Here is a 21,040-nt window from a genome sequence, read left to right on the forward strand (position 1 = left end):
GCGTTATCCCGCGCTGTTTTGGGGCATTGATATGAGTGCCACAGGGAACGTCCTCGCAAGGGAAATCCCTATATAGTATACAATGCACCTATATGGTGCCGATTGGACGGGGCGGTCAGCTTTCGAAAGGGAGTGGAGCCGTTGCAGAAGCGCTTGCCGGCGTTCGCGTGGGCCGGCGTACTGGGGCGGTCTGCGCGGTGGTCGCAGCCGATGGACTCGGCTGGGGTGAGGGCAGCAGTGCGAATTCGCGCTCGCGCGGCAGCGAGCGCGCTTGCGTCAGCAGTGTTTCCAGATGGGGCTGGAGGATCTGGTAGGCGTCCAGGTCGAAACGGGCGTGCGTGCCCAGCAGTTCCGGCGTGCCCGCCAGGGTCGGGGCGGAGCCCAGGTAACACCAATTCTCCAGCACATGCCAATGGCAGTGGGCGCCGCGTCCTTCGCGCCAGGCGACAGGGCCGGGAAATGGCCAGGGACGCAGGGCCAGCGGGGCCAGCGCCGCTTCCGTGCGGGCGCGGTGGTCGGCACTGGATTCCTGGCCCACGCAGGCGCCGGCGCAGCGCTGCAACTGGCGAGCGAAGCAGGGGACACCGCTGCGCGTGGTGCGCTCCAGCATCAGCGTCGCTTCGCACAGGCCGTGGCCGCGCGCCAATTCGCGCAACGCCCCCTCCGCGGCGGCCCGGCTGGGGAAGGTGCCAAACAGGGCCGGGTGGCGGCTGAAGTCGACGTCGCGATCCGAGCGCAAGCGCGGCACCGGCAGACCGGGCGGCAACTCCCAGGAGTACAGCTGGGCGTTGCGGCGCAGGCGCTGGTTGTGCAGCGGCTGCAGCGTCTTGACCAGGTGGGCCTCCAGCAGCAGTGCCCCGATCTCGCCGCCCGTCTCGCGCCACTCCACACGCCGCACGGCGCGTGACAGGCTGGCGTCCTTGGCATCGCGGTGGTCGTTGGCGAAGTGTGCGCCGATGCGCTGGCGCAGGTGGATGCTCTTCCCTATATAGAGAGGCATCGGCTGGTCGCCATAGAACAGATAGACGCCGGCGCGGTCCGGAATGCCGTCGAGCGCGTCCTCCTCCAGTCCGGCCGGCAGGCTGCTGTGCTTGATCAGCGCACGGACCGCCTGGTCCACCAGCGTCGGAGAATAGCGCGCGTGGATGTGCTGCCAGAACTGCCATAGCAGCTCGGCATCGGCCAGCGCGCGGTGGCGGCCCTTGGGCTGCAGCCCGAAGCGGCCGATCAGTGCGTCCAGTCCGTGCCGGGCAGCGGCAGGAAAGAGTGAGCGCGACAATCTGACCGTGCACAGCACGTCGGCGCGGAAGTCCACACCTGCGCGGCGAAAGGCGCTCTTCAGAAAGCCATAGTCGAAGCGGGCGTTATGGGCGACGAAAAGCTTGCCGTGCAGTCGTTCGGCCAGGCCTTCCGCTAGTGCCTCGAAGGTGGGCTGGCCGCGCACCATGTCGTCGCTGATGCCCGTGAGCCGCTGGATAAAGGAAGGGATGGACGTGCCGGGGTCGACCAGCGTCTCCCATTCCACGATGCCTTCCGGCCCTACCTCGACCACGCCGATTTCGGTGATCCGGTCATGCTGCGCGTTGGCACCTGTAGTTTCCAGGTCAACGAAGACGATCGGGCGCGGCAGCGAGGCGGCCAGCGCCAAGGGGTCGACGGCGGATTCGCCTGAGGAGGCGATCTGAGATTCGGGGTGGTCCGGCATCGGATGATTCTATCCCGATCCGACCCGGCTTCCGGTGCCCGCGGAGGCACTATCCGAGGGCTCGCCGGGTGTGTGACGCGGGGCTGTCAAATTCTTTTCATAAAGCACTTGCCAAGCTAGAGGAACTGGCCTAATATTCGCCCCCTCGCAACACGAAGCACCCGGCAAAGCCAGGCGCGACGCGGGTTGCGGGGTCGATGGGATGGTTGGTGGTGCTGCGAAGCGCGACTGACCGAAGCAAAAAAGATGCTTCGAACCTGTTGACGAAACGTAGAAAGTCGTTGATAATCTCGTTTCTCTGCTGCAGACAACGCAGCGACGCGGTAAGCAAAGCGAATCGCGTGAGTTCTTTAACAAACAAACAGCCGATAAGTGTGGGCGCTTGATGCGGGAAGCGGAAGATTTCGGTCTTCTAGCTTACAAGTTATCAGTGCTCGCACAGTAAACATGTTTGGTTTCGTCTTCGGACGGAGCCAGTCAGTTTTCTGAGAGTGAGCGACCGCTCGAAAGAGCGAGTCCCGTAGGGAAACCGAAAGGACACACAGAGATTGAACTGAAGAGTTTGATCCTGGCTCAGATTGAACGCTGGCGGCATGCCTTACACATGCAAGTCGAACGGCAGCGCGGACTTCGGTCTGGCGGCGAGTGGCGAACGGGTGAGTAATACATCGGAACGTGCCCTGTTGTGGGGGATAACTAGTCGAAAGATTAGCTAATACCGCATACGACCTGAGGGTGAAAGCGGGGGACCGAAAGGCCTCGCGCAATAGGAGCGGCCGATGTCTGATTAGCTAGTTGGTGAGGTAAAGGCTCACCAAGGCGACGATCAGTAGCTGGTCTGAGAGGACGATCAGCCACACTGGGACTGAGACACGGCCCAGACTCCTACGGGAGGCAGCAGTGGGGAATTTTGGACAATGGGGGCAACCCTGATCCAGCAATGCCGCGTGTGTGAAGAAGGCCTTCGGGTTGTAAAGCACTTTTGTCCGGAAAGAAATCCTTTGGGCTAATACCCCGGAGGGATGACGGTACCGGAAGAATAAGCACCGGCTAACTACGTGCCAGCAGCCGCGGTAATACGTAGGGTGCGAGCGTTAATCGGAATTACTGGGCGTAAAGCGTGCGCAGGCGGTTTTGTAAGACAGGCGTGAAATCCCCGAGCTCAACTTGGGAATTGCGCTTGTGACTGCAAGGCTAGAGTATGTCAGAGGGGGGTAGAATTCCACGTGTAGCAGTGAAATGCGTAGAGATGTGGAGGAATACCGATGGCGAAGGCAGCCCCCTGGGACGTCACTGACGCTCATGCACGAAAGCGTGGGGAGCAAACAGGATTAGATACCCTGGTAGTCCACGCCCTAAACGATGTCAACTAGTTGTTGGGGATTCATTTCTTCAGTAACGAAGCTAACGCGTGAAGTTGACCGCCTGGGGAGTACGGTCGCAAGATTAAAACTCAAAGGAATTGACGGGGACCCGCACAAGCGGTGGATGATGTGGATTAATTCGATGCAACGCGAAAAACCTTACCTACCCTTGACATGCCACTAACGAAGCAGAGATGCATTAGGTGCTCGAAAGAGAAAGTGGACACAGGTGCTGCATGGCTGTCGTCAGCTCGTGTCGTGAGATGTTGGGTTAAGTCCCGCAACGAGCGCAACCCTTGTCTCTAGTTGCTACGAAAGGGCACTCTAGAGAGACTGCCGGTGACAAACCGGAGGAAGGTGGGGATGACGTCAAGTCCTCATGGCCCTTATGGGTAGGGCTTCACACGTCATACAATGGTGCGTACAGAGGGTTGCCAACCCGCGAGGGGGAGCTAATCCCAGAAAACGCATCGTAGTCCGGATCGTAGTCTGCAACTCGACTACGTGAAGCTGGAATCGCTAGTAATCGCGGATCAGCATGCCGCGGTGAATACGTTCCCGGGTCTTGTACACACCGCCCGTCACACCATGGGAGTGGGTTTTGCCAGAAGTAGTTAGCCTAACCGCAAGGAGGGCGATTACCACGGCAGGGTTCATGACTGGGGTGAAGTCGTAACAAGGTAGCCGTACCGGAAGGTGCGGCTGGATCACCTCCTTTCTAGAGCGTGCTTCCTTAGTTAAGCGTTCACACTTATCGGTCTGTTTGCTGTTACAGCCAAGGGTCTGTAGCTCAGGTGGTTAGAGCACCGTCTTGATAAGGCGGGGGTCGTAGGTTCAAGTCCTACCAGACCCACCAAGTTATCTGAGGGGGGATTAGCTCAGCTGGGAGAGCACCTGCTTTGCAAGCAGGGGGTCGTCGGTTCGATCCCGTCATCCTCCACCATCGACCTTGGGTTGGACAAGCCAAATGCAAGCGCTTAGCGTTGAGCGCTTGCATTTGGCATTGGCCAAGCGATGTGAAAACATCGGCTGTTCTTTAACAATATGGGATGTAGTAAAGGTGTCACGGCGCGTTGATGAGACGTGCATGTAGTTTAACGTGATACCGGGTTGTGATTGTATCAACCAAAGTATTTAAGTGATCGAAAGATGACTTGGAATACGGCACAAATGCGAGAACTCAACCTGTAGCGAAACCGTTTCGAGCGCGAGCTTGAGACACACTCGTTATAGGGTCAAGCGAACAAGTGCATGTGGTGGATGCCTTGGCGATCACAGGCGATGAAGGACGCGGTAGCCTGCGAAAAGCTTCGGGGAGCTGGCAAACAAGCTTTGATCCGGAGATGTCCGAATGGGGAAACCCGGCCCGTATGGGTCATCCCTTGCTGAATACATAGGCAAGGGAAGCGAACGCGGCGAACTGAAACATCTAAGTAGCTGCAGGAACAGAAATCAACCGAGATTCCCAGAGTAGTGGCGAACGAAATGGGAAGAGCCTTGTACTCTTTAGCAGTGTTGTTAGCAGAACGGGATGGAAAGCCCGGCCATAGCAGGTGATAGCCCTGTATGCGAAAACAGCGTTGTGGAACTAGGTGTACGACAAGTAGGGCGGGACACGTGAAATCCTGTCTGAAGATGGGGGGACCATCCTCCAAGGCTAAATACTCGTGATCGACCGATAGTGAACCAGTACCGTGAGGGAAAGGCGAAAAGAACCCCGGGAGGGGAGTGAAATAGATCCTGAAACCGCATGCATACAAACAGTCGGAGCCCTTTCGGGGGTGACGGCGTACCTTTTGTATAATGGGTCAGCGACTTACATTCAGTGGCAAGCTTAACCGATTAGGGCAGGCGTAGCGAAAGCGAGTCCGAACAGGGCGTTCAGTCGCTGGGTGTAGACCCGAAACCAGATGATCTATCCATGGCCAGGTTGAAGGTGCGGTAACACGTACTGGAGGACCGAACCCACTAACGTTGAAAAGTTAGGGGATGAGCTGTGGATAGGGGTGAAAGGCTAAACAAATCTGGAAATAGCTGGTTCTCTCCGAAAACTATTTAGGTAGTGCCTCGTGTCTCACCTTCGGGGGTAGAGCACTGTCATGGTTGGGGGGTCTATTGCTGATTACCCCGCCATAGCAAACTCCGAATACCGAAGAGTGCAATCACGGGAGACAGACATCGGGTGCTAACGTCCGGTGTCAAGAGGGAAACAACCCAGACCGCCAGCTAAGGTCCCCAAGATTGGCTAAGTGGGAAACGAAGTGGGAAGGCTAAAACAGTCAGGAGGTTGGCTTAGAAGCAGCCACCCTTTAAAGAAAGCGTAATAGCTCACTGATCGAGTCGTCCTGCGCGGAAGATGTAACGGGGCTAAGCCAGTCACCGAAGCTGCGGACGCACGCAAGTGCGTGGTAGGAGAGCGTTCTGTAAGCCTGTGAAGGTGTCTTGTAAAGGATGCTGGAGGTATCAGAAGTGCGAATGCTGACATGAGTAGCGATAAAGGGGGTGAAAGGCCCCCTCGCCGTAAGCCCAAGGTTTCCTACGCAACGTTCATCGGCGTAGGGTGAGTCGGCCCCTAAGGCGAGGCAGAGATGCGTAGCTGATGGGAAGCAGGTTAATATTCCTGCACCGTCGTATGATGCGATGGGGGGACGGATCGCGGAAGGTTGTCCGGGTGTTGGAAGTCCCGGTCCCTGCAGTGGAGAAGGCGCTTAGGCAAATCCGGGCGCGTAATTCAAGGCTGCGGGGCGAGCGACTCAGGTCGCGAAGCAATTGGAAGTGGTTCCAAGAAAAGCCTCTAAGCTTCAGTCATACGAGACCGTACCGCAAACCGACACAGGTGGGCGAGATGAGTATTCTAAGGCGCTTGAGAGAACTCGGGAGAAGGAACTCGGCAAATTGGTACCGTAACTTCGGGATAAGGTACGCCCTGGTAGCTTGACTGGCCTGCGCCAGAAGGGTGAAGGGGTTGCAATAAACTGGTGGCTGCGACTGTTTAATAAAAACACAGCACTCTGCAAACACGAAAGTGGACGTATAGGGTGTGACGCCTGCCCGGTGCCGGAAGATTAAATGATGGGGTGCAAGCTCTTGATTGAAGTCCCGGTAAACGGCGGCCGTAACTATAACGGTCCTAAGGTAGCGAAATTCCTTGTCGGGTAAGTTCCGACCTGCACGAATGGCGTAACGATGGCCACACTGTCTCCTCCCGAGACTCAGCGAAGTTGAAGTGTTTGTGATGATGCAATCTCCCCGCGGCTAGACGGAAAGACCCCATGAACCTTTACTGTAGCTTTGCATTGGACTTTGAACCGATCTGTGTAGGATAGGTGGGAGGCTTTGAAACCGGGACGCTAGTTTCGGTGGAGCCGTCCTTGAAATACCACCCTGGTTTGTTTGAGGTTCTAACCTTGGCCCGTGAATCCGGGTCGGGGACAGTGCATGGTAGGCAGTTTGACTGGGGCGGTCTCCTCCCAAAGTGTAACGGAGGAGTTCGAAGGTACGCTTGGTACGGTCGGACATCGTACCTAAAGTGCAATGGCAAAAGCGTGCTTAACTGCGAGACCGACAAGTCGAGCAGGTGCGAAAGCAGGACATAGTGATCCGGTGGTTCTGAATGGAAGGGCCATCGCTCAACGGATAAAAGGTACTCTGGGGATAACAGGCTGATACCGCCCAAGAGTTCATATCGACGGCGGTGTTTGGCACCTCGATGTCGGCTCATCTCATCCTGGGGCTGTAGCCGGTCCCAAGGGTATGGCTGTTCGCCATTTAAAGAGGTACGTGAGCTGGGTTTAAAACGTCGTGAGACAGTTTGGTCCCTATCTGCCGTGGGCGTTGGAATCTTGACGGGGGCTGCTCCTAGTACGAGAGGACCGGAGTGGACGTACCGCTGGTGTACCTGTTGTCTCGCCAGAGGCATCGCAGGGTAGCTATGTACGGAAGAGATAACCGCTGAAAGCATCTAAGCGGGAAACTCGCCTGAAGATGAGGATTCCCTGGAGGCTTGACCTCCTTGAAGGGTCGTTCGAGACCAGGACGTTGATAGGCTGGGTGTGGAAGCGCAGTAATGCGTTAAGCTAACCAGTACTAATTGCCCGTAAGGCTTGATCCTATAACCAGTGTGTTTCACTGGTTGACGTATCGCCTCTGTGCCGATACCTCACAACCAAGACTACATCCCTATTCGCTGTGACGGCTCAACCCCGGCGCAGCAACCCCTTATGCCTGGTGACCATAGCGAGTCGGAACCACCCCTTCCCATCCCGAACAGGACCGTGAAACGACTTTGCGCCGATGATAGTGCGGACTACCCGTGTGAAAGTAGGTCATCGCCAGGCTCTCCATTCCCAGAACCCCCCAGATCCGAAAGGACTGGGGGGTTTTGCTTTTGCGCGCGACGAAGCGGGGGTGTGCCAATGCTCGCAGGGGATTGGCACGCCTGCGGAAGGCCCGCCGTGCAAGCGTCAACTCGCAATCCGGCGTCCTGGGGCGGTTGATGCGGTTAAAGCCACTGGGTCTCCGCCTGCGTGGGGACGACGGGGGAGTTCATCGCTTCCATCTCGGCTAAGGCCGGCGCGAACCACATCGTCCAGTGCGTTTGTCCCCCCAACGAGACGTCATCTCCAGCCGTTCCCATTGCCGCCGCATTGGCCTCGCTGCCCGTGCACTACGGCCAGCAACAAGGTTTTTGCATCCCCTCGTCCTCATGCGCAGGCTAAGCCTTGCGATCAGCGAGCGCCGCTATTCTGTTCTCTTTGTCGGCGATTTATCAGTCAATTACCGCTATCGTCTATCGCTTCTGCGCCAGCAAGATCCCCGCGCCGATTGTCGCCAGGCCCGCCGCGTGATACCACTGCGGCCATTCGCTCAGCAGCAGCGTGGACAACAGTGCGGCGAACACTGGCGTCAGGGTGATAAAGAAGACCGGCAACTGCGCGCCGGCCCGCACGACGGCACGGTCCCAGGCGAAATAGGCCAGCAGTGACGGCATCGTGCCGACATAGGCCAGGATGGCGACAACCTGCCAGCCCCAGCGGATGGATTGCTGTTCGATGCCCAGTTCCCAGCCGACGAATGGCACGCTGACCACCAGGCCGGTGATGATCTGGGCCAGCAACAGGGCGGGCAGAGGCAGGTCCGGGCGTTGCTTGCGCAGCATCCATGTGTAGGCACTCCAGGCGATGGTCGCCGCCAGCATGAAGAGGTCGCCGGGAACGAAGTCGAGCTGGGCGAGACGCGCCGGTTCGCCGCGCAGCAGCACAAAACCGACGCCGATCAGGCATAGCAGCGCGCCGGCCACATGCCAAGGCTTGGCCCGTTCCTTGAAGAAGACGGTACCCAGGATCAGCAGGAACAGCGGTGTGGAGGCCCCGATCAGCGTGACGTTGATCGGCGTGGAGGTCTTCAGGGCCAGATACTGCAGCGCGTTGTAGCTGGCGATCGAGAGTGCGCCGAGCGCCCATATCACGCAGGCGTTCGCGCGCAGCGCGGCGCGATGCGCGAGCAGGCTGCGCCCCGCGAAGATGGCCAGGATCAGCCCCGCAATCACCCAGCGGACAAAATTCAGCGTGATCGGCGGCACATATCCGGCCGCGAGGCGCCCGACAATGGCATTGCCTGCCCAGGTCAACGGCGGGAACGTCAGCAGGAAGAGAGTGGTCCAGCGGGATTGGCGGGAGTGGCTGGAATCAATGCCCATCGCGATCATCGTGGCGTTCAGAAGTTGACGGATTATGCGGCGATAACGTCACGATGGTAGCATCCGAATCGGCAGATATCGGCCCATCGAGGGCACGTGCCACGCCGGCTGTGCATAGAATGGAGGCCGCGTCCCGCGCACACGGCCGGGACCTTTCCGGGAGCTGCCAATCATGCGCGTCGAATTGCTGCTGCGCTTCATCCACGTTGCCGCCGCCGTCATCTGGGTCGGGGGCATGTTTTTCGCCTATGTCTGCCTGCGTCCTGCCGCGGCCCAGCTGCTCGAGCCGCCGTCGCGGCTTCGCCTTTGGCGCGCGGTGCTCGGCCGCTTCCTGGGCTGGGTGTGGGCCACCGTGCTGCTGATCGGAGTGACCGGCATGGTGCGCTTCGGCCAAGCCGGCTCGGCCGCGCCGGCGAATTGGCACGTCATGATGGGCAGCGGGCTGCTGATGTTCGCGATCTTTTTGTACGTCTACGTCGGGCCGTTCGCAGCATTGCGGCGCAGCGTGGAGGCGGAGGACTGGCCAGCCGGCGGCGTGGCGCTCGGGCGGATCCGCCAGGCCGTGGGCTGGAACCTGCTGCTCGGCTTGCTGACCATCTGCGTGGCCACGCTGGGTGCGGGCCTAGCCTGAGGCAGGCGCGGGCTCGTAGCCCGCCACGTGCAGGCGGCCGTCGCCACCGCGCGAAGCCCCTCGCCTCAAGTTGTCGGGGCGCCGTCCGTTATTCCTCGCTGGGCCGAACGCCGCATCCACCGGCATTGCTGATCACGCAAACAGCACCCGATTCCCGGCCCTATTCCCGCTAATGGCAGGTCAGGCCCGCTTCGATAATCGTCACACTGACGAAGGGCCGTCTGGCGCTTCGCAACGGAGCGTGCATGTCCGAAGAAAGCGATCTCGAGAAAACCGAACCCGCCACACCCCGGCGCCTGGAAAAGGCGCGCGAAGAGGGGCAGGTGATCCGTTCGCGCGAGCTCGCCGCCTTCATCATGCTGATGGCCGGCGTAGCCGGCCTGTGGACGCTTGGCGCGCCGCTTGGCCGCAGGCTGGATGCCAACATGCGGCACAGCCTGGGTTTCGAACCCGCGACGGCCTTCGATGTGTCGCGCATGCTGTCGCAATTTGCCAGCGTGGTCTGGGACAGCCTGCTCGCGCTGCTGCCCTTGCTGCTGCTGTTCGCCGTGGCGGCGCTGGCTGCGCCGCTGCTGCTGGGCGGCTGGATGTTCTCGACTAAATCGCTCGCGCCCAATTTCAGCCGCCTGTCGCCGCTGCAGGGTCTTTCGCGGATGGTGTCGGCGCAGACGCTGGCCGAGCTGTTCAAGGCCATTGCCAAGTCGGTGCTGGTGGGCGGGGTTGCCGCATGGGTGCTCTGGCACCGCCTGCCGGACGCCATCGCCCTGATGAATGCGCCGGTGCAGGAGGCGCTGCAGCACATGCTCGAGCTGGTCCTGTTCTGTTCGGCGCTGGTCGTCGCCTCGTTGATCGTGGTGGTCGGGCTCGATGTGCCCTGGCAGTTCTGGCAGTTCCACAAGAAGCTGCGCATGACCAAGGAGGAGGTCAAGCAGGAGCACAAGGAAACTGAGGGCGACCCGCATGTGAAGGGACGCATCCGCCAGCAGCAGCGTGCCATGGCGCGCCGGCGCATGATGGCCGAGGTGCCCAAGGCGGATGTGGTGGTGACCAACCCGACGCACTTCGCGGTCGCCCTGCGCTACGAGGAGGGCCGCATGAGCGCACCGCGCGTGGTGGCCAAGGGCAGCGAGCTGGTGGCCGCCCGCATCCGCGAGATCGCCGCTGAACACCGTGTGCCGTTGCTGTCGGCGCCGCCGCTGGCGCGCGCCCTGCACCGGCACGTCGAACTGGGCCAGGAGATTCCCGCCGGCCTGTACACCGCCGTGGCCGAAGTGCTGGCCTGGGTCTTCCAATTGAAACACTGGCACTACTCCAACGGACCGCAGCCCGCGGCGCCCAGCAACCTTCCCGTGCCTGACGAACTAGCCGTACCGGAAAGCCGCGCATGAATGCCCTGAGTTCCCTGATCAAGCTGCCCGTCGGGCAGAGTGCCGGCCAGATGCGGGCCCTGGCAGGCCCGCTGCTGATCGTGATGATCCTGGGCATGATGGTGCTGCCGCTGCCGCCCTTCCTGCTCGATCTTCTGTTCACCTTCAATATCGCGCTGTCGATCATGGTGCTGCTGGTGGGCATGTACACCCAGCGTCCGCTCGACTTCGCCGCCTTCCCCGCCGTGCTGCTGTTCTCCACGCTGCTGCGCTTGTCGCTGAACGTGGCCTCCACCCGCGTGGTGCTGCTGGAAGGCCACAGCGGCCCGGATGCGGCGGGCAAGGTGATCGAAGCCTTCGGCCACTTCCTGGTGGGCGGCAATTTCGCCGTCGGCATCGTGGTGTTCGCCATCCTGGTGGTGATCAACTTCATGGTGATCACCAAAGGTGCCGGCCGTATCGCCGAGGTGGGTGCGCGCTTCATGCTGGACTCGATGCCCGGCAAGCAGATGGCGATCGATGCCGACCTCAATGCGGGCCTGATCAACGAGGAGGGCGCCAAGAAACGCCGCGCCGAGGTGGCCCAGGAGGCCGACTTCTACGGCGCCATGGACGGTGCCAGCAAGTTCGTGCGCGGCGATGCCGTGGCCGGCCTGATGATCATGTTCATCAACGTCGGCGCGGGCATGGTGGTGGGCATGGTGCAGCATGACCTGGATTTTTCCACGGCCGTGCGCAACTACACGCTGCTGACCATCGGCGACGGCCTGGTGGCGCAGATCCCCGCGCTGGTGATCTCCACCGCCGCGGGTGTCATCGTCTCGCGCGTGTCGAACGACCAGGACGTCGGCCAGCAGCTGACCGGCCAGTTGTTCTCCAACCCGCGCGTGCTCTACCTGACCGGCACCATCATCGGCCTGCTCGGCATCATCCCGGGCATGCCGCATTTTGCGTTCCTGTTGTTTTCCGGCGCGCTGGTCTGGTTCGGCCGCTACCTGGCGCGGCGCCAGCAGGCGGACGCCCAAGACAGCAAGACGCGTGAGGCGCGCCAGCCCGCGCCCACCGCGGAATCGAGCGAAGCGACCTGGGACGATGTCACCCTGGTCGACCCGCTGGGCATGGAAGTGGGCTACCGGCTGATTCCGCTGGTCGACCGCGCCCAGAACGGCGAACTGCTCGGCCGCATCAAGAGCATCCGCAAGAAGGTGGCACAGGAAATCGGCTTTCTGGTGCCGGTGGTGCATATCCGCGACAACCTCGAACTCAAGCCCAACGCCTACCGCATCACGCTCAAGGGCGTGGAGGTCGGCGCGGGCGAGGCGGTGCCCGGGCAGTGGATGGCGATCAACCCCGGTCAGGTCAGCGGCTCGCTGCCCGGCGCGGAGACCCGCGACCCGGCCTTCGGCCTGCCCGCGGTCTGGATCGACGCTGCGCTCAAGGAGCGCGCCCAGGCCTACGGTTATACGGTGGTGGACGCCAGCACCGTGGTGGCGACCCACCTGAACCACCTGATCCACCTGCACGCCGCCGAGTTGCTTGGACGCCAGGAAGTGCAGCAGCTGCTCGACCGCATTGCCAAGGAGTCGCCGAAGCTGACCGAGGACCTGGTGCCGAAGTTGATCTCGCTGACTGCGCTGCAGAAGGTGCTGCAGAACCTGCTGGACGAAAGCGTGCCCATCCGCGACATGCGCACCATCCTCGACGTTGTCGCCGAGCACGCCGCCAAGGTCACTGACCCCAACGAACTGACCGCCCTGGTGCGCCTGGCACTGGGCCGCGCCATCACGCAGCACCTGTTCCCCAGCGGGGCGGAGATGCAGGTGATCGGCCTCGATGCCAGCCTGGAGCGCGTAATGACGCAGGCGCTCAACAGCGGTGGCGGCATCGAGCCGGGCCTGGCCGATGCGCTGCTGGAGCAGGCGCGCGCTGCGGTCGAGCGGCAGGAGCAGATGGGCTACAACCCGGTGCTGCTGGTACCGCATCCGCTGCGTCCGCTGCTTGCGCGCTTCCTCAGGCGCACCCTGCCGCAGCTCAAGGTGTTGTCCCATGCCGAGGTGCCGGACAACAGGAATATCAGGATCACCGCGATGATCGGCGGTGCAGCGTGAGGAAGGCGCGATGAGCGTAGCGAAGTTCGTGGCGGCCAACGGCCGTGAGGCCCTGCGTCAAGTGCGCGAGGCCATGGGACCCGACGCGGTGGTGCTGTCCAATCGCACCGTGGAAGGCGGCGTGGAGATCGTCGCCATGCGCGATGCCGACCTTGGCGCGATCTCCGGCAGCGCCCGCCCCTACGTGGCGCCTGTCGAGGAGCGTGCGGACGACGCCGCCCTCGGCGACCTGCGCGGCGAGCTCAAGTCGATGCGCGCCCTGATCGAGCGGCAGTTCGCCGGCATGGCCTCGACGCCTGTGGCCGCGGGCGATCCGCTGCGCGAATCGCTGTTTGCGTGGCTGGCCGGCGCGGGATTCTCGGGCCAACTGGCGCGTACGCTGCTGGCACGCCTTCCGCTCGGCCATGATCGCCCAGCCGCGATGGCCTGGATCCGCCAAGAGCTGGCTCGCAAGGTGCAGGTGCTGGGCGACGACGACGCTCTGTTCGCACAGGGCGGCGTGCTGGCGCTGATCGGCCCGACCGGCGTCGGCAAGACCACCACCACGGCCAAGCTGGCCGCGCGCTTCGTGCTCAAGCATGGTCCCGAGCGGCTCGCCTTGCTGACCACGGACAGCTTCCGCATCGGCGCGCACGAACAGCTGCGCATCTATGGCGACATCCTCGGCGTACCCGTGCACGCGGTGAAGGACGGCGCCGACCTGCGCTTCGCGCTGGATGCGCTCGCCGACAAGCACCTGGTGATCGTCGATACCGTCGGCATGAGCCAGCGCGACCGCAATCTTTCAGAACAGATCGCCATGCTTGCCGGCGTGCAGGCTCCGGTGCAGCGCGTGCTGCTGCTCAATGGCGCCAGCCACGGCGATACGCTCAACGAAGTGGTGCACGCCTATCGCCAGGAGACGGCTGCGGGCGGACAAGGCAGCGGCGGGCTGGACGGCTGCATCATCAGCAAGCTCGATGAAGCGACCCATCTGGGCGCGGTGCTCGACGTGGTGATCCGCCATCGCTTGCCGGTCTTCTATGCTTCGACGGGCCAGCGCGTGCCGGAGCACCTGGAACTGGCCCAGTCGCAGGCCCTGGTCGAGCGTGCCTTCCTGACGCCCCGGCGCGGCTCGGTGTTCGCCGATGCCGACGTGGCGCACCGCCTGGGCGCCGCCGCCGAGGAAGGCGACGCGGCCAGCGCGCCGGCGGCAGACGACATGCTGCGTTCGCTCAGCGACAGCGCCGACGCGGTCGGAACCTGCGTGGCGGAGCTGGAAGCGGGTGCGCAGGGCTTCGGGCTGCTGCGCGGGCTCTGGCAGCAGCGTGAAGACGACACCGTACCGCTGCGCGCGGTGGCCCAGCAAGTGCGCGAGTCGGCCTGCCGGGAAGTCGGCCGCCGCTGCGAGCGCTATGTGCTGGCGCTGGGCGCCAGCGCATCCGTGCAGGCTCCCGGGCGGCGTGCGCCGCAATCGGTGCAGTACGCACTGTGGCTGGCCGACCGCGACGGCTATCCGCTGGCCGCCACCGTCACAGGCGGGCGCGGTGGCGCCGGCGAGGCCGAAGCGACCACGCTGCGGGCCGCGCTGGCCGCCGCGCGTACCGTGGTCAACGTCGTCGATGCCCTGCCAGGCCCGGCGGTGCTGGCCCGCTGGCAGCAGGGCGGGGAGCGCTGGCTCGCCGGGGCCCGCAAGGGCAGCCGTGTGCTCAGCGGCGGCGCTGCCTGGAAGATCGAGACCTTGGCCGAGACGCTGACCTTCCACGCCATGGGCGACGTCTCCGTGCAGGGGCGGGAGGCCGTCCAGTGGCTGGCACAGGTGCCGGTGCGCGTGCCGGAGGGCCCGCTGCAACGCCGTGCCGGCCGCGGTGGCGCCGAGGGCGGCATCGAGGCCAGCCTGCTGGTGTCGCGCCTGGTCGAGCGGGACAGCGGCAAGTCTTTGGAGACGGCCTATCTGCTGTGCGATCCCGAGTTGGCGGGCGAGACCGGGCAACTGGCGCGCTGGGCGCGCTGGGGCCAGGTGGCCGACGCGCGCTTCCGCACGCTGCGGCACGCGCTCGATCATCTTGCCCGCGGCGCGGTGCCCAGTGCTGACGAAGCGCAATGCCGCACCGCCTTGCTGGCGCTGCAGGCCGGCCTGACCGCGCTGCGCCTCGAACATGAACCGACGGCCTCGGCGCCGGCTTTCCTGGCCCGCCTTGCCGGCCGCGTGGCGGGCAAGGGCGCGCAGTCGGGGCAGGGGCCGCTGCTGGTCGAAGGCCTGGCGCGCTTGCTTGCCTTGCTGGACGTGCTGGAAAACTATCCGGCGCGCACTGAGCGCAAGGCTGCGCCGGAGGCCACGCCTCAGGCTGCACCTTTCGCGACCGCGCAGGCCGAAGCACTCGCCGCGCAGGAATCGGCCGGGCGGTATGCCACCGTGCAACTCGCGCCGCTGGGAGAGTAAGTCAGTGCATACTCTGGCATCCGATCAGGCCGAAGGGCTGCGCCGCATGCTGGCACCGCGCACCACGCGCCGTATCGCGGTGGTGGCATGCGAGCCCGGCGCGGGCGCGACCACCGTCGCGCTCGGCCTGGCGAGTGCATTGGCCAGGCAGGGTGAGCGCGTACTGCTGGTCGATGAGGACGAGCGCGCTGCCCGCGCCGCCAGGCTCGCCGGCGCCGCGCCGCGCGCCACGCTGGCTGCCGTGCTGCAGGCGCGCGCCACGCTGGAGGAAGCGCTCGGGCCGGCACACCCGTCCGGCCTCGCCGTGCTGCCCGACGGCGGTGCCTTGCCTGACGCCTCCGCGCTATCCGGCACGCTCGCGGGCTTCCGCACCGTGGTGGCCGATGCGCGGGCCGATGCGCAGGGCGGGCTGTCGCCGCTGTCCGGCATCGCGCACAACCTGCTGGTCGTGATGCGGCCCGAGGCGGCCTCCATCACGGCGGCCTATGCCTGCATCAAGCGCCTGCACCACCGCTATGCCTGCCGCCACTTCCACCTGGTGATCAACGCCGCGTCCGGTGACGGCATCGCCGCCGCGGTCGCGGGCAATCTTGCCCGTACGGCCCGCCAGTACCTCGGTGTCGAGGCTAGCTGTGCCGGCTACCTGCCGCTGGACCCGCTGGTGCAGCAGGGCGAGCAGCTCGGGCGCGGCGTCGTCGACGCCTATCCCGCTGCGCCTGCCACCGTCGCGCTGCGCCGCATCGCCAGCGGCATCGGCGGCTGGCCGCTGCAGGCTGCGCCCGCTCCGTCCGCCTTGTCGTCCTTGTCCCCCATGGCGGGGGAACGGGACCAAGCACGCATTCACTGAAGCCGATGCCCCTCGCCACGCGCTCAGCCCGTGCCGCGCCGCCCACCCGGGCCGAGGCGATGCCGTGCCCGCGCGGCGGGGCCGCAAACTGCTTCGCGCTCTAGGAGCCACGAGAGTTCCACCATGTACACGATTCAGGGAAAGCTCGAACAAACGGATATCGTCAAGGCGCATGCCTCGCTGGTGCGCCGCATCGCACTGCAGCTCGCGGCCAAGCTGCCGGCCAGCGTGCAGCTCGATGACCTGATCCAGGCCGGCATGATCGGCCTGCTTGACGCGGCCAAGCGCTATGAAGACACCCATGGCGCCCGCTTCGAAACCTATGCCAGCCAGCGCATCCGCGGCGCCATGCTCGACGAGGTGCGCGCCAACGACTGGCAGTCGCGCAGCCTGCGCCAGTTCACGCGCCGGATCGAGCGCACGGTGCGCGGCCTGGAGCAGAAGCTGGGCCGCGCACCGCTGGATTCCGAGGTGGCAGAGGCGCTGGAGATGCCGCTGGACGAATACCAGCTGCTGCTCAACGAGGTGCACGGCTGCCAGCTGCTGCACTACGAAGACTTCGAACGCTCCGGCGAAGAGGATTTCCTGGACCGCCACCTGGGCGGCAGCGACGACGGCGATCCGCTGCTGGTGCTGATGGAAAGCGGCATGCGCGAGGCGCTGGTCCGCGCCATCGACCGCTTGCCGGAACGGGAAAAGCTGGTCTTGTCGCTATGCTACGACCAGGAATTGAACCTGCGCGAAATCGGCGCGGTGCTCGAAGTCACAGAGTCGCGCGTCTGCCAGATCCGCGGCCAGGCGATCACGCGGCTGCGCAACCAGCTGCGGGGCCTGCTTTGATGCGCGCCGGCGGCCCGGCAACGGCGTCGCCGTGCGGTGCACGCGTGCCGCGGGCTGTCTGTGTGTTCTGCATCGCGACGTCGTCGCTCGTGCTGGCCGGCGGCACGGCGCGCGCGGCCGATACTGGGCCTAGCTTTTCGTGGTCGGCGTCCGTGCAGGGACCCGCACTGCATAGCCGCGGCATGCGCACGATGTCGCCGCCCATCCTGCCCAATTACCGGCCGCCGCAGGCCGCAGGCGTGGTGACGGCGGTGCGCTGGCATTACACCTTTGTCGGCGGGATTCCGCCGGACCTGCAGGCCTATCTGTGCAATTCGGTGCGCTGCGTGATGCTGCCCGATGCCCAGGGCCGCACCGACGCCTTTCGTGGCGACGACGCCGGCCAGGGTTTTGTCTTTGCCTTCATGGTGCCGGGACGCGGCGCGCTGACGCCCGTGCTGCAGGGGCGTTCCGATCAGGTCATCGTGAATTTCCGCTAGTCCGCTGGATCATTGAACTAGGGGTGCGGCAGGCGGGCTGTGGGCCGCACGCCGGCCCGTGGCTTCGGTGTGCCTGCCCGGTGCATTGCCCGCGCAGGTCAGCGTGGGCGACCGGCGCCCGGGGATTGCCCCGGGGCGCCGGCATTGTTCAGCCGCAGGCCAGGCTGACGCCGGGCGTCGCGCCTTCGGCGCGGCCGTTGCGGCCGTACAGGCCGGCATCGGTGCCGCGCTGGCGCAACGTATGCAGCGCAGCGCTGGTGAATTCGAGGTGAGCGTTGATCACGGCGCCGTTCAGTTCACTGGCGTCGCGCGCGGATTGCGCTGCCAGCCGCAGGTCACGCCACGCCAGCGTGACCGCCGGATCGATGCGCAGCCCGACCAGCTGGCCGCTCGCGTCGGCCCGGATGCCGGCCGCGCGCATCTGCGCCTCGCGCGCCGCGCTCATGTCGGCCAGTGCGCGTGCCAGAGCGGTCTTGCGCTCGAGCAGGGTACTGAGCGCGGCGAAATCGCCCGACTTCATCGCCTCGCGTTCCTCGGCCAGCGCGCCGGCAAATGCCGACACGGCCTCGGTTTCGTGCTGCAGGCTACGGATCAGGCTCATTTCATTCTCCGCGGATAGAGGGCTGCTGTTGACCTACTTGTTCTGATGCAGCTCGCGCAGCGAGGCGAGCAGTCCATCGGCGATCTTGCTCGGGTCGATCTTGATCCGGCCTTCCACGATGGCCTGGCGGATCTCCTCGACGCGCGCGGTGTCGATGTCATCGTCGCTGTCCTGTACCAGGCCCGCGCCGATCGCGCGGACCTGGGCGGCCAGCGGGCTGACGTGCACGTCGCCCGAGGCCTGCACCGGCGACGCTGCGCTGGCGGCCGGGGCGGCGCGCGTGGCGCCGTCAGCGGGCTCGCCAGGCCGAGACGAGGTGGATTGATTGATCTTCACGGGTGTTCCTTGCTGGGTTCCTCTGGCATATCGGAAGTTCGGCGCGGAACTTTAGGCCGACTTCGCCTGGCCAGTGATGGCCTGGTCGGCATTGTCGCATGGCCGGCAGGGGCCGGCCCGGCACTGCTCCCGCGCCAGTGCCAGCCCGGATTACTGCTGCAGGACCACGGTGTCGGCACTGCGCGCGATCCCGCCGACCACCTGGCCGCTCTTCAGGCGAACCTGGACCGGTGCGCCGACGGCGGCCTCGGTCAACACCCGGCCTTCGCTGCTGACCTGGAAGGCCTCGCCCTCGACGGTCACCGTCACGACCTGGCCGGGGCGCATCGCCGCCGGCTTCTTCAGCAGGTCGGCGCGGACCGGGGAGCCCGCTGCGATGCGGTTGGCCGCCACCGCGCCTGCCACCTGGGCCGGATCGGTCACCACCGCGCGCGGCAGGGTGGAAAGATCGCCCTGGCGCACTTCGAGATCGGCGGGCGCGATCGGCTCGCCCGGTGCCAGCGCGCGCGCGGCCACATAGTAGTCAGCCATGACGGCCACCTGCGCCTGCAGGTAGCGGATCCATGGCCGTTCGCCGCCGCAGCGCACGCCGACCGTCACCCGGCCCCATGGCGAGCCACCGGCCGGCAGGAAGGGATCGGGCAGGGGGCAGTCCGGCGCGCGTCCGCCCGAAGGCGGTACCACCTGGATGCTGACCTTGCCTGGCAGCCCGGCGGTCTGACGCTCGAGGAATTGTTGCACGGCGCGGCGCACCGGGTCGTCGGCGAACGGGCTGACGGGGGCGCCGGCCTGGCCGGCGCGCGGCGGCGCAGCCTGCGTGGCGGCCACGGCCAGCATCAACAGCAGCGGGCCTGCGCGATAGAGCGGCTTCATCTCTTCTTCCCAGCATGGAACGCGCGCCAGGAGTCGGCTGCGCGTATCGGAACGCCTCACATTGTAGGCAGGCGTGCTGCGCGCTTGGGAGGGAAATGCGCGGGTTTCCGTCGCCTATTCATGCGATTGCCCTGGCGGAGCCACACCTAAGATGGCATGCCTGAAGAAGCATTGCGGTGGCAGGTGCCGCCCATGTTCTCCCTTCCACGCGAGATGCAGACATGATTGACAGACTCGACGCGGCATTCCGTTTCCAGCAGGAGGCGCTCAGCCTGCGCAACCAGCGGCAATCGGTGCTGGCCGCCAATATCGCGAATGCCGACACCCCGGGCTTCAAGGCGCGCGACTTCGATTTCTCCAGCACGCTCGCGCAGTCCATGGAGCGCGGCGCGCAGGCGCAAGGCGTATCGCTGTCCACGACCTCGGTGCGCCACCTGCCCGGACAGGCATCCGCCGGCGGCCAGCAGGATCTGGCCTACCGCATTCCGCTGCAGTCGAGCATCGACGGCAACACCGTCGAGATGGATACCGAGCGCGTGGCCTTCGCCGACAACACGGTTCGCTTCCAGTCCGACCTGACCGTGATGAACTCCAAGATCAAGACCATGCTGGCGGCAATCCAGCAGTGAGCGAGCCATGCCTGCAATGAACATCTTCGACGTGGCCGGCTCGGCCATGGCCGCGCAATCGCAGCGGATGAACGTCACCGCCTCCAACCTGGCCAACGCCGACAGCGCGGTCAGCCCGGACGGCCAGCCTTACCGCGCCAAGCAGGTGGTCTTCGGCCTGGCGCCCACGCCGGGCCAGAGCGACATCGGCGGCGTGCAGGTGCAGGGCGTGATGGAAGACCCCTCGCCGCCGCGCATGGTGCTCAATCCCACGCATCCGCTGGCCAACGCCCAAGGCTACGTGACCATGCCCAACGTCAATCCGGTGGAGGAGATGGTCAACATGATTTCCGCCTCGCGTTCCTACCAGGCCAATGTCGAGGTGCTGAACTCGGCCAAGAGCATGATGCTCAAGACGCTGACCCTCGGCCAGTAAGGCCCGGGTACCCATCGCCAAACAGTCGGATCCGCCATGACCACCACTTCCAACGTCAACAGCACGACGACCAGCCTGACCCAGAGCCTGCAGTCCGGCAGCGCCAGCGCCGCCGATCTGCAGAACAACTTCCTGACCATGCTCGTCACCCAGATGAACAATCAGGATCCGCTCAACCCGATGGACAACTCGCAGCTGACCTCGCAACTGGCGCAGATCAGCACGGTCAGCAGCATGCAGACCATGAACAGCACGCTGAACCAGCTGCTGTCCCAGGTCAGCGCGAGCCGCGCGATGGGTTCGACTGCCCTGATCGGGCACACCGTGATGGTGCCGGGCTCGAAGATCAGCGTCTCCGACGGTACTTCCAGCAAGTTCGGCATCGACCTGCCGTCGACTGCCGATGCGGTCACGGTCGACATCGTCGATTCCTCCGGCCAGGTCGTGCGCACCATCGATCTGAAGGGCCAGACCGCCGGCGTGCAGGACGTGAGCTGGGATGGCAAGAACGATGCTGGCGTGGCCGTGCCGGATGGCGACTACACCTTCAAGGTGACGGCGACTGCCAGCGGCAAGAGCGTGTCGCCGGTGGCGCTGAACTACGGCACCGTCAAGAGCATCAGCGGCGATTCGACCGGCGTGCTGGCCGACATCGGCAACGGCCAGAGCGCGAACGTCAACGACATCCGCCGCATTCTTTAATCACCCGGTCCGGCGGACACGCG

General features: G+C 64.4%; 15 protein-coding genes, 2 tRNA genes and 3 rRNA genes. 15 read left to right on the forward strand and 5 right to left on the reverse strand.

Annotated elements, in window-relative coordinates; genetic code table 11:
• Positions 1–115: 115 nt before the first annotated feature.
• Positions 116–1,705 (reverse strand): exonuclease domain-containing protein, encoded by a 1,590-nt coding sequence (locus AC1Z3O_RS21480; RefSeq protein ID WP_483517911.1) that lies wholly within the window; start codon positions 1,703–1,705, stop codon positions 116–118.
• 550 nt (positions 1,706–2,255) lie between these two features.
• Between AC1Z3O_RS21480 and AC1Z3O_RS21485 the strand changes: the two genes are divergently transcribed.
• From AC1Z3O_RS21485 to rrf, 5 genes are all read left to right on the forward strand, one after another.
• Positions 2,256–3,787, forward strand: a 16S ribosomal RNA gene (locus AC1Z3O_RS21485).
• Positions 3,788–3,848: 61 nt separating this feature from the next.
• A tRNA-Ile gene (locus AC1Z3O_RS21490) sits at positions 3,849–3,925 on the forward strand.
• Positions 3,926–3,936: 11 nt separating this feature from the next.
• Positions 3,937–4,012: transfer RNA gene (locus AC1Z3O_RS21495), tRNA-Ala, on the forward strand.
• A gap of 290 nt (positions 4,013–4,302) precedes the next feature.
• A 23S ribosomal RNA gene (locus tag AC1Z3O_RS21500) occupies positions 4,303–7,180 on the forward strand.
• A gap of 112 nt (positions 7,181–7,292) precedes the next feature.
• Positions 7,293–7,406: ribosomal RNA gene (gene rrf, locus AC1Z3O_RS21505) — 5S ribosomal RNA — on the forward strand.
• The 16S, 23S and 5S rRNA genes sit together here with 2 tRNA genes alongside, the layout of an rRNA operon.
• 452 nt (positions 7,407–7,858) lie before the next feature.
• Here the strand turns inward: rrf and AC1Z3O_RS21510 are convergent.
• The gene (locus AC1Z3O_RS21510) at positions 7,859–8,767 is read right to left on the reverse strand and encodes a DMT family transporter (protein ID WP_483517912.1); all 909 of its coding nucleotides are present in this window, start codon (positions 8,765–8,767) and stop codon (positions 7,859–7,861) included.
• Between the two features lie 172 nt (positions 8,768–8,939).
• Between AC1Z3O_RS21510 and AC1Z3O_RS21515 the strand changes: the two genes are divergently transcribed.
• From AC1Z3O_RS21515 to AC1Z3O_RS21545, 7 genes are all read left to right on the forward strand, one after another.
• Complete coding sequence (locus AC1Z3O_RS21515) at positions 8,940–9,398, forward strand: CopD family protein (RefSeq protein ID WP_483517913.1); 459 nt, start codon at positions 8,940–8,942, stop codon at positions 9,396–9,398.
• A 245-nt stretch (positions 9,399–9,643) separates the two neighbouring features.
• Positions 9,644–10,786, forward strand: coding sequence for a flagellar biosynthesis protein FlhB (gene flhB, locus AC1Z3O_RS21520; RefSeq protein WP_483517914.1), 1,143 nt, complete (start codon positions 9,644–9,646; stop codon positions 10,784–10,786).
• The gene (flhA, locus tag AC1Z3O_RS21525) at positions 10,783–12,873 is read left to right on the forward strand and encodes a flagellar biosynthesis protein FlhA (protein WP_483517915.1); all 2,091 of its coding nucleotides are present in this window, start codon (positions 10,783–10,785) and stop codon (positions 12,871–12,873) included. Before flhB ends, flhA begins: the two co-directional genes overlap by 4 nt.
• A 10-nt stretch (positions 12,874–12,883) precedes the next feature.
• Positions 12,884–15,295, forward strand: coding sequence for a flagellar biosynthesis GTPase FlhF (gene flhF / locus AC1Z3O_RS21530; protein ID WP_483517916.1), 2,412 nt, complete (start codon positions 12,884–12,886; stop codon positions 15,293–15,295).
• Between the two features lie 4 nt (positions 15,296–15,299).
• Positions 15,300–16,142, forward strand: coding sequence for a MinD/ParA family ATP-binding protein (locus AC1Z3O_RS21535; RefSeq protein WP_483517917.1), 843 nt, complete (start codon positions 15,300–15,302; stop codon positions 16,140–16,142).
• Between the two features lie 123 nt (positions 16,143–16,265).
• A complete protein-coding gene (locus AC1Z3O_RS21540) occupies positions 16,266–16,982 on the forward strand; it encodes an RNA polymerase sigma factor FliA (RefSeq protein ID WP_483517918.1) in 717 nt (238 codons plus the stop codon).
• A complete protein-coding gene (locus tag AC1Z3O_RS21545; protein WP_483521897.1) occupies positions 16,982–17,461 on the forward strand; it encodes a flagellar protein FlhE in 480 nt (159 codons plus the stop codon). The genes AC1Z3O_RS21540 and AC1Z3O_RS21545 overlap by 1 nt, the downstream gene beginning before the upstream one ends.
• A gap of 148 nt (positions 17,462–17,609) precedes the next feature.
• On the opposite strand, the gene AC1Z3O_RS21550 is transcribed toward AC1Z3O_RS21545, so the two are convergent.
• The 3 genes from AC1Z3O_RS21550 to flgA all read right to left on the reverse strand — a co-directional run bounded on the left by AC1Z3O_RS21550 (position 17,610) and on the right by flgA (position 19,271).
• Positions 17,610–18,062 carry a flagella synthesis protein FlgN gene (locus AC1Z3O_RS21550; RefSeq protein ID WP_483517919.1) on the reverse strand — a complete coding sequence of 151 codons (453 nt, stop codon included), beginning with the start codon at positions 18,060–18,062 and terminating at the stop codon, positions 17,610–17,612.
• A gap of 33 nt (positions 18,063–18,095) precedes the next feature.
• Positions 18,096–18,398, reverse strand: coding sequence for a flagellar biosynthesis anti-sigma factor FlgM (gene flgM / locus AC1Z3O_RS21555; protein ID WP_483517920.1), 303 nt, complete (start codon positions 18,396–18,398; stop codon positions 18,096–18,098).
• A 150-nt stretch (positions 18,399–18,548) separates the two neighbouring features.
• Positions 18,549–19,271: a flagellar basal body P-ring formation chaperone FlgA gene (gene flgA, locus AC1Z3O_RS21560; RefSeq protein WP_483517921.1), complete on the reverse strand. Its 723-nt coding sequence runs from the start codon at positions 19,269–19,271 to the stop codon at positions 18,549–18,551.
• 221 nt (positions 19,272–19,492) lie between these two features.
• On the opposite strand from flgA, the gene flgB reads away from it, so the two are divergent.
• Genes flgB through flgD form a run of 3 tightly spaced genes read left to right on the forward strand, consistent with a single transcriptional unit; the run spans position 19,493 to position 21,017 of the window.
• Positions 19,493–19,900 carry a flagellar basal body rod protein FlgB gene (gene flgB, locus AC1Z3O_RS21565; RefSeq protein ID WP_483517922.1) on the forward strand — a complete coding sequence of 136 codons (408 nt, stop codon included), beginning with the start codon at positions 19,493–19,495 and terminating at the stop codon, positions 19,898–19,900.
• A gap of 7 nt (positions 19,901–19,907) precedes the next feature.
• A complete protein-coding gene (gene flgC / locus AC1Z3O_RS21570; RefSeq protein WP_483517923.1) occupies positions 19,908–20,315 on the forward strand; it encodes a flagellar basal body rod protein FlgC in 408 nt (135 codons plus the stop codon).
• A gap of 36 nt (positions 20,316–20,351) precedes the next feature.
• The gene (gene flgD, locus AC1Z3O_RS21575) at positions 20,352–21,017 is read left to right on the forward strand and encodes a flagellar hook assembly protein FlgD (RefSeq protein ID WP_483517924.1); all 666 of its coding nucleotides are present in this window, start codon (positions 20,352–20,354) and stop codon (positions 21,015–21,017) included.
• The last annotated feature ends 23 nt before the right edge of the window (positions 21,018–21,040 follow it).

It is taken from the genome of Cupriavidus sp. 09_S30 (assembly GCF_056930435.1).

Coding starts and splice junctions, on each gene's coding strand:
- AC1Z3O_RS21480 (WP_483517911.1), bottom strand. CDS start 1,705: ATGCCGGACCACCCCGAATCTCAGATCGCCTCCTCAGGCGAATCCGCC.
- AC1Z3O_RS21510 (WP_483517912.1), bottom strand. CDS start 8,767: ATGGGCATTGATTCCAGCCACTCCCGCCAATCCCGCTGGACCACTCTC.
- AC1Z3O_RS21515 (WP_483517913.1), top strand. CDS start 8,940: ATGCGCGTCGAATTGCTGCTGCGCTTCATCCACGTTGCCGCCGCCGTC.
- flhB (WP_483517914.1), top strand. CDS start 9,644: ATGTCCGAAGAAAGCGATCTCGAGAAAACCGAACCCGCCACACCCCGG.
- flhA (WP_483517915.1), top strand. CDS start 10,783: ATGAATGCCCTGAGTTCCCTGATCAAGCTGCCCGTCGGGCAGAGTGCC.
- flhF (WP_483517916.1), top strand. CDS start 12,884: ATGAGCGTAGCGAAGTTCGTGGCGGCCAACGGCCGTGAGGCCCTGCGT.
- AC1Z3O_RS21540 (WP_483517918.1), top strand. CDS start 16,266: ATGTACACGATTCAGGGAAAGCTCGAACAAACGGATATCGTCAAGGCG.
- AC1Z3O_RS21545 (WP_483521897.1), top strand. CDS start 16,982: ATGCGCGCCGGCGGCCCGGCAACGGCGTCGCCGTGCGGTGCACGCGTG.
- AC1Z3O_RS21550 (WP_483517919.1), bottom strand. CDS start 18,062: ATGAGCCTGATCCGTAGCCTGCAGCACGAAACCGAGGCCGTGTCGGCA.
- flgA (WP_483517921.1), bottom strand. CDS start 19,271: ATGAAGCCGCTCTATCGCGCAGGCCCGCTGCTGTTGATGCTGGCCGTG.
- flgB (WP_483517922.1), top strand. CDS start 19,493: ATGATTGACAGACTCGACGCGGCATTCCGTTTCCAGCAGGAGGCGCTC.
- flgC (WP_483517923.1), top strand. CDS start 19,908: ATGCCTGCAATGAACATCTTCGACGTGGCCGGCTCGGCCATGGCCGCG.
- flgD (WP_483517924.1), top strand. CDS start 20,352: ATGACCACCACTTCCAACGTCAACAGCACGACGACCAGCCTGACCCAG.